Origin of the sequence: Photobacterium iliopiscarium (genome assembly GCF_003026395.1) — a bacterium.
GTDB lineage: Bacteria > Pseudomonadota > Gammaproteobacteria > Enterobacterales > Vibrionaceae > Photobacterium > Photobacterium iliopiscarium.
On sequence record NZ_PYOO01000004.1, the window covers coordinates 224,220 to 239,083 of the forward strand.

Here is a 14,864-nt window from a genome sequence, read left to right on the forward strand (position 1 = left end):
AAGATGATCCTATTGCGTTAGTAACACCGATACATATCTCATCTTATAAATGAAAGCTCTTATCAAAGGGCTTTTATTTTACCAAAATTGTTAGTTGCCATAAAAAACAGTCATATTTTTGCTTATTAATAAAATAAACATCAGAAACATGACCGCTTTCTCGAAATAAATCACTCTAGCCTTTGAATTATCAACGATGAAGTTCTAGCATTAGCAGCATAGAAATTCTTAGCCCATTTTCTGGCTTAATCGCAACAGAGTTTATCGTATGAACAATAATAAAAGACCCTTATATATTCCTTATGCTGGCCCAATACTTCTTGAGACGCCACTATTAAATAAAGGCAGTGCATTCTCCATTGAAGAGCGTATGTTCTTCAACTTAGAAGGTCTTCTTCCTGAAGCTATCGAATCAATAGAAGAACAAACTGAACGTGCTTATAAGCAATATCAGAAGTTCGATAACGACATGGATAAGCATATTTACTTACGCAATATTCAAGATACTAATGAAACACTTTTCCATCGTCTTGTAGAAAACCACATTACAGAAATGATGCCGATCATTTATACACCGACGGTTGGTTCTGCCTGTGAAGATTTTTCAAATATCTATCGTCGCGGTCGTGGATTATTCATTTCATACCCAAACCGTGATCGTATTGAAGACATGCTTAACAATGCCTCACGCCAAAATGTAAAAGTCATTGTGGTTACCGATGGTGAACGTATTCTAGGCCTAGGCGATCAAGGTATCGGTGGCATGGGTATTCCTATTGGTAAACTATCGCTTTACACCGCTTGTGGTGGTATTAGCCCGGCTTACACCTTACCGGTTGTACTTGATGTAGGTACTAATAACCCACAACGACTGTCTGATCCAATGTACATGGGTTGGCGTCATACTCGAATTACGGGCGCTGAATATGACAACTTTGTTGATGATTTCATTCAAGCCGTTAAACATCGTTGGCCTGAAGCATTAATTCAATTTGAAGATTTTGCTCAAAAAAATGCGATGCCATTACTTGAGCGTTATAAAGATAAAGTATGTTGTTTTAATGATGATATTCAAGGCACTGCGGCGGTCACTGTTGGTTCATTATTAGCAGCATGTAAAGCCGCTGGCACTAAGTTCTCTGATCAACGTATTGCTTTCTTAGGTGCAGGTTCTGCTGGCTGTGGTATTGCAGAAGCTATTATCGCGCAAATGACAGCTGATGGTATTACAGATGCTCAAGCACGTAGCCAAGTCTATATGGTGGATCGTTGGGGTTTGTTAGTTGAAAACATGCCAAACCTACTTAACTTCCAGCAAGCACTGATCCAAAAGAACACCAATATTAAAGATTGGGAACTATCGGATAACAACATCTCATTATTAGATGTTATGCGAAATGCAAAACCAACCGTACTGATTGGTGTTTCTGGTGTGCCGGGATTATTCAGTGAAGAAGTTATTCGTGAAATGTACGCTCACTGTCCTCGCCCTATTATCTTTCCACTATCAAACCCAACCAGTCGTGTTGAAGCAACACCATTTGATTTAATTCATTGGACAGAAGGTAACGCATTAGTCGCGACAGGCTCACCCTTTGCGCCTGTTGTTTATGAAGGTAAAACCTACCCGATTGTTCAATGTAATAATATTTATATTTTCCCTGGTATTGGTTTAGGTGTACTAGCCGTTAATGCTCATCGAGTTACTAGCGAAATGTTGATGGAAAGTAGCCGCGCCTTAGCTGAGTGCTCACCATTAGCCATTCATGGTGAAGGCCCACTACTTCCCGGACTTGAAGATATTCAAAAAGTATCACGTAAAATTGCTTTTGCTGTAGCTAAAAAAGCCGTCGAGCAGCATAAAGCACCTAAACATTCAGATGAACGTATTCGTGAGAAAATTGACGCTAATTTCTGGAAATCAGGATACCGTCGTTACAAACGTACTTCATTCTAACGAAACAGTAACCTATATCTAATATCCGAAGTGTACAGAACACTTCGGATTTTTATTACACGTAATTTCACGCATTGTATTGAATGCAAAACATACAAACCGTTGCTATTAGTGCTGCTGTTTGCGATTTTTTAAACAAAAACATCATTTATTAGGGTAAGATATTAATAAATGATTACATTTTCAGTTTGGATGATTATGAAACTGCTCAACATTATTCGCACTCTTGCAGTTCTCTTTATTATCTTTGTTGCGACACTGTTATTACTTGATCGTTGGGTTTCAGCACAAACTGAAAGTCAAATTTATCATGATCCGGCAAAACTACCCGCGTATAAAGTGGGGTTAGTTTTAGGCACCAGTAAATACATCGCTAAAACCCTCAATCCTTATTACACCTACCGCATGTCTGCCGCGGTCGATCTCTATAACAAACATAAAGTTGATGTTTTTTTAGTTAGTGGTGATAACGCACATCGATCGTATAATGAGCCTCGTACAATGAAGCGTGACTTATTAAAAGCCGGCGTGGCTAAAAATGAAATAGTACTGGATTATGCTGGCTTTCGTACTCTTGACTCGGTTGTTCGAGCAAAAGAAGTTTTTGATACTAATCGCTTTGTTATTATTACTCAGCAGTTTCATTGTGAACGTGCGCTGTTTATTGCCAATCACTATAATATCAACGCAACCTGTTTAGCGGTTCAAGAACCTCGACGTGGTATGGCAAGTTTTAAAATTAGAGTACGTGAAGTATTTGCTCGTATTAAAGCAATGATTGATTTATTTATATTACATGTACAGCCTAAATTTTTAGGACCTAAAGAGCCAATTATTGATCCATTGATACAAGCGCCTATCAAACATGATCCCACGCCTATCGCCGACAAGATAATTGTGCCATCCGCAGCGATAAAAACACGCTCAGAATCACAATAACAACACATTAAAAAAGCCAGACGTATAAACATCTGGCTTTCAGTTAGTCTTTAATTAAACCCTATAACTAACTGTCTTTTTTATTCTTCATTTTGTCAAAAACCCGTTGTCGAACACACTTCATATGTTCTTGAGCTTCTTTATGAATTTTTTTAGTTAAGCCAATCTTTTTTTCTTTCATTGTCCGCTAACCATTATGATTATAAGCACTCCATTGCAGTGCGAATATTATCACACGCTAAGACGTACAGCACTGATTATATTTTACAAAATAATATAAAGATAAAATGCGATATTACCGCCATAAATAGCTTCTACAAATAGAACCCAGCCAATCATAAAATTACATTAAGATCACAATACGCACAAATACCCAACAAACATACCTCATTAATATACCTCCATCACATTCACACTACCACAACACAACGTATTATCATTTCCGCTTATTAAAGCTAACAATAAAAATAATGTAGCCTCAATATATGGAAGATTCACCTATGACAACCCTCGCTCTCACACTTAAACATTGGTTATTTAATAGAAGTAGCTTAATTCTAATCAGCAATAGCTTAATAATGCTTATACTCATTAACACCTTACCTTTTGAACGTAATGTTGTAATTGGTTTAAGTATCTTATTTTTTATTGCTGTTATGTGGTTAACTGAAGCCATTCACGTCAGTATTACAGCCTTACTCGTACCGCTTCTTGCTGTCGGATTTGGTGTTTTTGATACATCAAAAGCGTTAAGCAGTTTTTCCAATCCTATTATCTTCTTATTTCTAGGAGGATTTGCACTTGCCGCAGCATTACACAAACAGCAACTTGACCAAGTTATTGCTGATAAAGTGCTAATTGCAGCTAAAGGTCGTATGTCCGTTGCTGTATTCATGCTGTTTGGTGTAACTGCTGGGTTATCAATGTGGATCAGTAATACCGCCACCACCGCGATGATGCTGCCACTTGTACTCGGTGTCTTAAGTAAGGTCAATACAAAAAGTGGCCATAATACCTATGTTTTTGTGTTATTAGGTACGGCTTATTGTGCCAGTATTGGTGGTATCGCAACCATCGTTGGTAGTCCACCCAATGCGATTGCAGCGGCTGAAGTGGGTTTAAGTTTTACTGAATGGATGGCCTTTGGGGTTCCCGTTACTATTATTCTATTACCGGTTACCGTTACCCTATTGTATGTAATATTAAAACCCGACCTAAACCATCAATTTGAACTCGATCACCGCCCAATTCAATGGAGTAATGGTAAGTTAATCACAATGGCGATCTTTTTAGTGACCGTTACTTTGTGGGTTTTCAGTAATCCGATTAATGCTTTTTTAGGTGGTTATTCCAAGTTTGATACCTTAGTTGCTTTAAGCGCTATCATCATGTTGGCAGTATCACGAGTTGTTGAATGGAAGGATATTAAAAACTCAACGGATTGGGGGGTTTTATTACTGTTTGGTGGTGGTATTTGTTTAAGTAATATTCTTAAAGCCACTGGTACTAGCGTCTTTTTGGCTAACGAACTCAGTAATATGTTGCAACAAGCAGGTCTTTTACTCACCATCCTTGGGGTGGCTATTTTTGTAGTCTTTCTTACTGAATTTGCAAGTAATACAGCAAGTGCTGCTTTATTAGTCCCTGTGTTTGCAACCGTTGCTGAAGCATTAGGTGTATCACCCGTTATACTCTCTGCATTAATTGCCATTAGTGCATCTTGTGCATTTATGTTACCGGTTGCTACGCCACCCAATGCAATTGTATTTAGCACCGGTTATATAAAGCAAAGTGAAATGATGCGAGTCGGTTTTTATTTAAATATCGTCTGCATTATATTTTTAACCGTGTTTACATGGCTCTTTTGGTAACAAAGCACTCTAGCACAGAAAAATAAAACATTATAAAAGGTGGCGATAATCGTCACCTTTTCTGTGCTTACTTTAGTCTAAAATAAACAATAATCGCTCGCTATTACCCTGAACAAAATCAATTGAGCCTTTTATTTCGCTCTTCAATTCAACTAATTGTTGTGCTTCAAGCGAGTATGGAAGATAAACAACAAGTCGCATAATACCTTCTTGTTTAGCTAACGATGATAGTCGGATTAAGTTATTAATATCACTAGTATTACTTGATAGTATTGTTAATGCTTTTTTTTCTAAGCGTTCAGTACAAGATAAAGGCGTTTTCCCTATTGTGCTTGTTGTCACTTTAAATAAAGGGATTAAATATTTTAAAGCATCCATAAATGACAAACGTTGCTGGCATGATTTAGATAGAAACTCCGTATAATCAAAAATCACATCCTTTTCTATAACTTTATCAATTACTGTTTCCATAGCTATCCTTAGTCAGAAACATAATATTCATTTAATTTCAAAATCGTTCGGAAATCATCCTGTATTATCACTATACGTCTATATCAATTTTTATTGTACGCTTCAGAATTAAAGTATGTGATGGATATCACGTTCTATTTACACAACCACAATAAAAAACACAATAAAAACAATTATTTAACATTAAGAATACAACAAATGCTTTATAAAAAACATAATATCTATAAAATCATTCTATAGTAAGACAAAATCCTTAGTAGCAATAAATTGCAATCAGTAAGTAATATAATCAATATTAAAATATTTACTCTCTCATCAATAATTATTCTCAAATCTAACCTAATATGAACAATTCTTACCGTCTTCATAAATACTTGTTATCCGTCAATGACGATATCGCGTCCATACAACCCAATAATAAAACGGTAATTTATTCAGCAACTTTACAATTAATTGTCCTAAATTAAAGCCATTTAGAAGATTGTTCCCAATTAACCCAAAAACGACTGGAAACTTATGGATTACAAGTCTAAAATTGCCTCGTTTGGGGAGTAGTCACAATTGTTCGCCTGTCGTCATCTCGAAGTCATACACTTCCGGCAGCCGTGAATGGATTTGCTCGCAGTAACTTTTGTCTGCAATAGACACCACTGCTAGCACCATTTTGACGAGACCAATGCCATTATCGTTTACATAAAAATGTAATCGAACCTATGCAACATAATTGCATGGGTTTTTTTAATGTGCGGAAGGTTTTGTTTAGGCTCGCCTATGGCATACCTTTCGTATTTTATTCTTTGCAATAATACATTGTTATAAGTACTGTTTTATTTGACTCAATTTTCATAAATATCGTCACATAAACAACAAGACTAATAGCAATAAATTAATGCACTCGATATTTATATAAAAGAGAGAACTCTATGAGTATTTTTAGTTATGAAGGGTTTGCTGTATTAACAGTATTAATGTTTGCATTGGATTTATACCAAACACGTGGCGGTAAAATATCAATTAAAACAGCGGCACTTTGGAGTGTTTTTTGGGTATGTTTAGCTTTCATTTTTATGGGCTTTATTTATCTATATTGGCCACAAATGGCGCCAGAAAGCACATATACTAATAAACAAGCAGCAACATCGTTTATCACAGGTTACTTATTAGAAAAATCTCTAAGTGTTGATAATTTATTTGTCTTTGCCTTAATCTTTAGTCAATTTACGGTACCAGAACGTTTACGTCCTCGCATTCTAATGTTGGGTATTGTTGGTGCTCTTTTCTTACGGGCAGGTTTGATTGGCGTTGGTGCAAAACTATTAGCTGATTACCATTGGATCCTATACATCTTCGCTGTTTTCTTACTTTACACAGGCTTTAAGCTTTGGCGTGACGGTGAAGAAGAGCAAGAAGATTTCTCAAATTCAGCACCTGTACGTATTGTAAAACGCTTCTTTAGAGTCTCAGATGATTATCATGATCATAAAATGTTTGTTAAAGATGACAAAGGCTGGTTAGCAACACCACTATTAGTTGTGGTCGCGGTTATTTCACTAACAGATGTAATGTTTGCACTGGATTCAATTCCTGCAATTTTTGCTGTTACTCAAGAAGCATTCTTAGTCTTTACTGCTAACGTGTTTGCCCTACTCGGTTTACGCTCACTGTATTTCGTATTAGAAGGCATGTTAACCCGCTTCTGTTATTTACGTGTTGCGTTAGCATTTATATTAAGCTTCATTGGTATCAAAATGTTACTTGTTGGTTCACCGTATGCAATTCCAACAGTGATTTCACTTTGCGTAATCATTCTTTCCATTACGATTGCTATCAGTGCATCACTATGGAAGACACGTAATATTGAAACAACTGAACAATAATCACTGCTGATTACTGATTAAATTAAAAATGCCACTGCTAACTAAAATCGATAACCAGTGGCATTTTTATTGTTTACTTTATAATCATTAACTATTTACTAAGCAAAATGTTGCGTTATCACATTCAAGAGCTGTTGTGGTTGCGTCACAATATATGATGGTGTGATTTGCGAAAGCTTGTCATGATCGCTTTCCTTGCCAGTATCAACCCACACACTAGCAATACCCGCCCCATTTGCACCAGCAATATCAGCCGCTAATGAATCCCCCATATGTAGAGCTTCACTTGGCTCACAGCCTACTAAATCTAATGCTTTTTTGAAAATACTGAATGCAGGTTTCTCTTCCGCTTCTTCCCCACCAATAATAATATGATCTACATGTTGATCCATTTCTGTGGCGGCAAGTTTAGGATATTGAGAAAAAACAGGGCCGTTAGTGATCACCACCAGCTTATACTGCTGACGTAGCGTCGCAAGCATCGTTTTAACTTCAGGAAAAAAATCAAATCCAGCCATACGCCCCTCATCAAACGCTGCTTGAATAGCCTTTGCTTGCTCAAAAGAAAGAGAGATCTGTTGCTGAGAAAATAGTGTTTGTACTAACGTTTGACGAAACAGTAATTCATTATCTAATAGCATTATTAGTTGCGGAAATTCACCATTGAGTTTCTTATAAATTCCAGCGATATAACGTTCGCAAAAAACATCTGCATTCAATGTCGGAAACTGTGATTGAACATAATGTTTTAACGTCGCCAATGCTTGTTTATCTGCAACTGATGTCGCACATAAGGTTTCATCCATATCTAAAAAAATAGCTTTTAACATTACATTCCCATTGCGCCGCACATCACGACACCCTAACTATGTTGTTTTAAAATAATATCTAAATTCTACCTTGAGTACGCAAATTGCGCACATAAAAAAGCCAGCATCTTAGTGCTGGCTTTAACAGATTATGCAATCAATACTAAATTAGTGTTTAACAAAATCTTTCATCGTAATAAATTTAGCTTTAATAGGCTTAGCTTGTGGTGAGTCATAACCATAAATGTCACTACGCATTTGTAGATGACCATCTTGATCAACCCATGCTGTTAAGTATACAAAATCAACATCAATACGCTTAGATAAGCTCACCACTTTATGCTGCTTAGTATCTAGCATTGTTTTAAAGGGTGCAATATTACTGCGATTTTGATAATTAATAACATAATTTGCAAGATCATCAGCACGCTCAACACGGACACAACCAGAGCTTAAGTCTCGCTTATTGCGGCTAAATAGACCATGTGCAGGCGTATCATGTAAGAATATAGCGTAATCATTTGGCATTAGAAACTTAACATTACCCAATGAATTATGAGGACCAGGACCTTGCTGGAATTCATGTGGGAATGTTTTAGGATTTACTGTTGCCCAGTCAATACTGCTTGGTGAAATAACAGTACGATCACGCCAGCTATTCAGAATCTGCATGTTATGTGCTTTCAAGTAATTACGAGACATTTTAACTTTCGGAATTACATCATTCTGTTTAATTGTAATCGGCACATTCCAGTATGGATTAACAACCATGGTTGTAATTGCAGATGAGAATAAGTTCGTCGGACGCGTATCTCGGCCAACAATAACTTTAGACTCAAAGACTTTTTTACCATTGTCGAATACTTCTAATTTATAGTTGGGAATATTTACCCAAATATGTGCACGAGTATCATTATTACGGTTTAAAGCCGATAAACGTAATGTATTCAATGCAAGAATACGTGCGATATCACTATAAGGCATCACTAATTGTTTAACTGTACCCGGTCCAACAATACCATCAATGCTTAAACCATGACGTTTTTGGAACGTCTTAATGCTACTAAACATTAGACCAGTATTAGTAATTGTTGGCTGAGCTAATAATGTATCACGATCAGCTGCTGACATATCACCTAGGTTATATAGAACCTGAGCAATTTCATGTCCTTTTGGCAATACAGCACCTTGGCGATATACGCTTTTAAAATTTGATGCCGATAAATGGTGCGGTGCTAAATTTTCAAATTTTTGAATAACTTTTATCGTTGGTTCAAAATCAACATATGTAGGACGATACATTGTTAATTTAGCCATTGTCATTGGATACGCGTCATCACCTTTTGCATATTCCAACATGCTATGGGTCATATTGACAGGCTCAGACAAAAATAAAACACTACGATGTTGAGCAATATAATTCTGGAAGGCACGATAAACATAGTAAGTATCTGTCGCTAATAAATCATAGCCACGTAGATTGCCTTCTTGTTCAAGTTGCTTCATTTCAGCTAAACGCTGTGCAATACCGGGTAGCATTTTGCTGTCAGCAAGCACTTGAAGTTGTAATGTTAGTTCATTACGTAATGCTACAGTATTCCAAAGAGGGTAAAACTTATTTTGTGCATAAGCTTGTTCTATTTGCGATGCGAAACAAACGTTACTTGTCGTATCACCACATAACATCTTTGTGCTTTGTAAATGCTGATTATTCAATGAAGACCAATCAACACTGCCAGCAGTTAACGGTGCGGTTCGTGTATCAGCCGGCATTTTGGGTAATACCGCACTAGAACCGACAATCGGCACATTATTATTTTGTGATACAGCTGCGACATTATGTGGTACAGCAGGACTAACCTCAGCAGCAAAAACACTACCGGGTACCATCAGCGACAGCATTAAAAGTTTGCTAACTCGTTTAGCAACAACACGTTGAGGATTAAACATCGTCAAAGCGATCCTTACCTATAAAATAGAACGAAAAATACCATACCTAGCATTACAGCTTATCTTATTGATATGCAATGACGGCAATCTATAGTTCATAAAAAACTAACTAGGTATATTTAGACAAATTTTGACAAATGATACAATTCAAAAAATGAAACTTAAAAAATTAATTATGCCATCTCATGATTTTTTATCTATAAATCTTACAAAAAAAACACATAACATCATGATTAAAAACGTATTAATTTTTATTGCTTAATTCTTTTATTGAAAAAATAGTTTTGTGTTAAAAAAATGGAATTTTTGCTTTTTAGCGCACACCTCGCTTAATAATTAAGCATAGTTGTTATTTTCTCGATATAACGCCCACTCTTCAATCAGTTTGTTACTACTAAGATACAGTAATAACCACTTATTCTAACCTTAGCCTGCGGTATAACAATCTATCGACCCGATACTATACAATATATTAATACAATGTTTTAATCATTTCTTGTTGCTGAAAGATAATCGCACCATGGATTTCCATTTTAGAAAAACACAATTCGTTCTTTTTCACTTCTGGAAATAAATAACATACGGTAGATTAACCGTATAAAATTTATGGATATAAGAAGAGCATAGCAATGACATTACAAACTAAAATTAAAAACATCATTACTGATGCGACATTAAGCACGAAACAAAAAACATTATTCCTGTCATTAGAAGCTGAAGCACTTATAGACTATATGCCAATCCCTAACGCGGTTTTAGCGGCCAAAAATGCTGACATTATTTGTGATATGTTTGAAGGTAACGCACCATTCAAACCTCGTTATGTTCTTCCCGATTACGCCAAATTTTTACAACAAGGTTCAAAGTACTTAGAACTTGAGCCTGCGACAAATTTAGATGAAGCCATCAACCTGCTGACTATTCTTTACCATCACGTACCTTCTGTTACCAATATTCCCGTTTACCTTGGTCAACTCGATCAAATCTTGCTGCCTTTTGTTAGCGACATCAGCGAAGAGGCTCTTTACCGTAAGCTGAAAAACTTCTGGATCATGCTAGATCGCACCCTGCCAGATGCTTTTATGCACGTCAACATTGGCCCAACAGACAACATTGTTTGCCGTCTGATTTTAACTATTGATGCCGAACTTAAACAAGTCGCACCTAATTTAACCTTTATGTATGACCCAACAATCACGCCAGAGAGCCTGCTACAACAAGCCTGTAATAATATCTGTGAGTGCAGTAAGCCACATATCGCTAACTATCCAATGTTCTCAGATGCTTTTGGCAAACAGGGATTCGGTATTGTAAGTTGCTACAACTCTCTTCCGCTTGCAGGTGGTGCAAACACATTAGTACGTATGAGTTTAAAAGAAGTCGCGCTACGTAGTAATAGCATTGACGACTTTCTCACAACAACCCTGCCATATTACAGTACGCTGATGTTTGAACTTATTGACGCACGCTCAACTTTCTTACATCAAGAATCAAACTTCTTTACGGGCTTCTTAACCACCGAAGGTTTAATTTATGAAGATCGTTTTGCCCCAATGTTTGGTATTTATGGCATGGCAGAAGCCGTTAATATACTGATGGAGAAATCAGGTTCAACGGCAAAATATGGTCATAATGAAGATGCGAATGCCATCGGATTAAAAATCAGTGAAACATTAAGTGACATTGTAACAACAACCCCAGTGAAATACGGTTTCAATGGTCGAGCATTATTACACTCCCAAGGGGGTATCAGTTGCGATCACGACGTTACACCAGGGATTCGTATTCCTTACGGTACCGAACCCGATCCTGTGGTTCATATTAAGGCGCTAGCAGCACACCATAAATACTATACATCGGGTATCAGTGAAATTTTAACGATTGAAGAGACCATTAAGAACAACCCACTCGCATTAGTGCAATTATGTAAAGGTGCATTAGCGTTAGGTTTCCGTGAGTTTACAGCTAACGTTGCCAGTAATGATCTTGTGCGAGTGACGGGTTACATGGTTAAGTTATCTGATATTGCGAAATTCAAACAACAAGGTTCACGAACAAATACAACCTGGTTAGGTACTGAAGCATCGGAAAACACACATATTCTAGAGCGCCAACCACGTGTTGTTAGCCGTGAAATGTCACCTGTTTACCCATCAAAATAAATGAAGAATACCTACTATGATTTCTGCTACCGTCAGCAAAATATTGAACTACTCATGTGTTGATGGGCCAGGTAATCGTATGGTGCTGTTTTTGCAGGGGTGTAACTACCGCTGCAAAAACTGCCATAATCCACAAACAATTGATATGTGTAATCAATGTGGTGATTGTGTACCAAGCTGCCCAACGCAATCATTGCAACTTATCACACAAAACAATAAACCGTTTGTAGTATGGAATATGGCAACTTGTACTGAGTGTGATGCATGCCTAACCACGTGTAATAAACAATCAACACCAAAAACACAGCAGTTAACAGTCACTGATACCTTGGCATTAATTAGAGATAATTTATTCTTTATTAATGGCATTACGGTAACAGGCGGTGAAGCAACATTACAGTTACCGTATATAATTGCCCTTTTTAAGGCGATTAAATCCGATTCCAGCTTGCAACATCTCAGTTGTATGATCGACAGTAACGGTAGTTTAAGCATTACAGGATGGCAATCAGTCTCCCCTTATCTTGATGGGGCGATGATTGATTTAAAAGCATGGAATAACACCACTCATCGATGGCTAACCGGCCGTGATAATGACCGAGTATTGGCGAGTATTTCTTGGTTAAGTCAACACCAAAAATTATATGAAATACGGTTATTGCAAATCCCTGAAATCACCGATTATGAACAATATATCGATGACGTTGCAGCTTACTTAACAACATTAAATAATGACGTTCGTATAAAGCTTAATGCGTTTCAACATCATGGCGTAACAGGTGAATCCTTAAACTGGGTAACCTGTAACCAAGCCGATATTGAAACATTAGCAATGCAGCTAACCGAACGTAATATCACTAATCTAATTCTGCCAACGGTTTATGCATAACGACCAATTTTATGTCCAACCGTTGTAATTTGCTGATACAGCCACCGCAACGCAGGATCATTCATGCTTGGTTGATACCACACTAAACTGTACCCTACTTGACCATAATTAAACGGTAGTTCTTTCATGATCAATGATTGTGCTTGCGCTGCCACTTCTGCCCATTTTTTTGAGCAAGTAAACAATAACTCAGTTGTTTTACACAGTGTCGCCGCAGCACCAAAATCAGCCACATTCACCATGACTTTCCGCTTACGATGTTGCTGAATAAGCTGCATTTCAAAAAATGGTACACTAAGATCATTATCAACAATCCCAATATGATCATACCGCAAATAATCATCAATCGTCAGTGACTGTTCGACTAACGGGTGTTCAGGTGACATTAAACACACCATTCCATCCGTAAATAAGGTTTCCCAAACTAAGTTGTTATCGATATTCGGTGGCTGGCTGAGATCATGAGGCAAAATAATAAAATCCAACACCCCTTTTGCTAAACCACTGACACCAATATTATCTTTAGACCAAATATCTAACCGAATATTCGGTGCAAGTTTTAATATATGTTCACACAAAGGTGCTGTAATTAATTCAAAGGTGCTTTCTCGCATCGACAATGAAAAGCTGCCTGCATAATTAGCAACATCAAACTCTTCTTGAGTCATGATCTGATTCATATCACTGATCATTTGATGCACTGTTGGGCCTAAACGGCGTGCTAATGGTGTTGAAACTAATCGATTACCATTGCGATAAAACAATTCATCATTAAGTGTCTTTCGAAGCTGACTTAATGTTTTACTGACTGACGAAGGGCTAACACAAAGTCGTTGTGCGCACGCAGTCACACTGAGAGTATCTAGCATTACATGTAGAGTAATAAGATGCTTCATGCTAATGCGGGATAACTTAATTAAATCCATTTACCGTCTCTAGAATACCAATAAAAAATGCCAGTCAACAATCTATTGACCAGCATCTAAATTACAATCAGTTACAACGAGAATCAGCTTAACGAATACCACTTAGAAACTCGGCACGCGTGGCTGGATTTCGTTTAAAAATCCCACCTAAAGCGGTTGTTGTTGTTACGCTAGTTGCATCCATTACACCACGTGATTTAACACAATAATGAGTAGCATCAATAGTAACCGCAACATCTTCACTTTCAAGTAGCGTTTGTAATGCGACTAGAATTTGTTGCGTTAGACGCTCTTGCACTTGTGGACGCTGAGAAAAGAAGCGCACAATACGATTAATTTTAGATAAGCCAATGATCTTACTACGAGGAATATAAGCCACCGTCGCTTTACCATCAATGGTGATTAAATGATGTTCACAGGTACTGGTTAATGTAATGTCTTTTACGCGCACCATTTCATCACAGTGCATTTTATTTTCAATCACTGTAATTTTAGGGAAATTGGTGTAGTCCAAACCTGAAAAAATCTCATCAACATACATTTTCGCAATGCGATGTGGTGTTTCCACCAAGCTGTCATCCGTCAGATCTAACGCTAATAACGATAAGATCTCACGCATATGGTATTCAATTTTTTCTTTCTTTTCTTCTCGACTTACAACATCGGCCGTCATCGGGGTTTCTAGATCACGGGCGGCTAAGGCGTCACGTACTTGTATTGCAGATACACTTAATGCTGTCATTCTTTTCCTCCAGCTGACCTAGGTAGAATAAAAAAGACATACCCTTCTGACCTTGCCAGCGCTAAAATCCTTAGCAGAATACCTCCAAATGAGAATAATTTCACCACCAAATTACCTAGGAAGACGTACATCTAACGTATTTTAGTATATTCAATCCCTTACAGCGGTAGTCAATAAAGGGTAAACTACCCAATAACTAGCAATCTGAACAATACTTAGTAAGAAACTGAGTAAAACATACCGCCTCAAACTGAGAATTTTTCAGACCTGC

General features: G+C 37.2%; 11 protein-coding genes. 6 read left to right on the top strand and 5 right to left on the bottom strand.

All coding sequences use genetic code 11. From position 1 onward, the window contains the following. The first annotated feature begins 268 nt into the window (after positions 1-268). From C9J51_RS08675 to C9J51_RS08685, 3 genes are all read left to right on the top strand, one after another. On the top strand, positions 269-1,957 hold the full coding sequence (locus tag C9J51_RS08675; RefSeq protein ID WP_045039583.1) for an NAD-dependent malic enzyme: 1,689 nt from the start codon (positions 269-271) through the stop codon (positions 1,955-1,957). Between the two features lie 198 nt (positions 1,958-2,155). Then, a complete protein-coding gene (locus C9J51_RS08680) occupies positions 2,156-2,896 on the top strand; it encodes a SanA/YdcF family protein (protein ID WP_107249852.1) in 741 nt (246 codons plus the stop codon). A 500-nt stretch (positions 2,897-3,396) separates the two neighbouring features. Beyond that, on the top strand, positions 3,397-4,767 hold the full coding sequence (locus C9J51_RS08685; RefSeq protein ID WP_045039584.1) for an SLC13 family permease: 1,371 nt from the start codon (positions 3,397-3,399) through the stop codon (positions 4,765-4,767). A gap of 72 nt (positions 4,768-4,839) precedes the next feature. Here the strand turns inward: C9J51_RS08685 and C9J51_RS08690 are convergent, their stop codons facing one another. Continuing rightward, complete coding sequence (locus tag C9J51_RS08690; protein ID WP_107274966.1) at positions 4,840-5,238, bottom strand: hypothetical protein; 399 nt, start codon at positions 5,236-5,238, stop codon at positions 4,840-4,842. A gap of 923 nt (positions 5,239-6,161) precedes the next feature. Between C9J51_RS08690 and C9J51_RS08695 the strand changes: the two genes are divergently transcribed. Beyond that, on the top strand, positions 6,162-7,115 hold the full coding sequence (locus tag C9J51_RS08695; protein ID WP_045039585.1) for a TerC family protein: 954 nt from the start codon (positions 6,162-6,164) through the stop codon (positions 7,113-7,115). Between the two features lie 98 nt (positions 7,116-7,213). On the opposite strand, the gene C9J51_RS08700 is transcribed toward C9J51_RS08695, so the two are convergent. Then, the gene (locus C9J51_RS08700) at positions 7,214-7,945 is read right to left on the bottom strand and encodes an HAD family hydrolase (protein WP_045039586.1); all 732 of its coding nucleotides are present in this window, start codon (positions 7,943-7,945) and stop codon (positions 7,214-7,216) included. Positions 7,946-8,092: 147 nt separating this feature from the next. Then, positions 8,093-9,874: a L,D-transpeptidase family protein gene (locus C9J51_RS08705; RefSeq protein WP_045038244.1), complete on the bottom strand. Its 1,782-nt coding sequence runs from the start codon at positions 9,872-9,874 to the stop codon at positions 8,093-8,095. Positions 9,875-10,503: 629 nt separating this feature from the next. On the opposite strand from C9J51_RS08705, the gene C9J51_RS08710 reads away from it, so the two are divergent. Both C9J51_RS08710 and C9J51_RS08715 read left to right on the top strand, forming a co-directional pair. Continuing rightward, complete coding sequence (locus C9J51_RS08710) at positions 10,504-12,036, top strand: YjjI family glycine radical enzyme (RefSeq protein WP_045039587.1); 1,533 nt, start codon at positions 10,504-10,506, stop codon at positions 12,034-12,036. A 16-nt stretch (positions 12,037-12,052) separates the two neighbouring features. Continuing rightward, positions 12,053-12,925, top strand: a complete 873-nt coding sequence (locus C9J51_RS08715) for a YjjW family glycine radical enzyme activase (protein ID WP_045039588.1) — start codon at positions 12,053-12,055, stop codon at positions 12,923-12,925. On the opposite strand, the gene C9J51_RS08720 is transcribed toward C9J51_RS08715, so the two are convergent. Further along, a complete protein-coding gene (locus C9J51_RS08720) occupies positions 12,916-13,851 on the bottom strand; it encodes a LysR family transcriptional regulator (RefSeq protein ID WP_045039589.1) in 936 nt (311 codons plus the stop codon). The two genes, C9J51_RS08715 and C9J51_RS08720, sit on opposite strands and share 10 nt — an antisense overlap. An 88-nt stretch (positions 13,852-13,939) precedes the next feature. Then, positions 13,940-14,593 carry a GTP cyclohydrolase I FolE gene (gene folE, locus C9J51_RS08725; RefSeq protein ID WP_045038241.1) on the bottom strand — a complete coding sequence of 218 codons (654 nt, stop codon included), beginning with the start codon at positions 14,591-14,593 and terminating at the stop codon, positions 13,940-13,942. Positions 14,594-14,864: the final 271 nt, after the last annotated feature.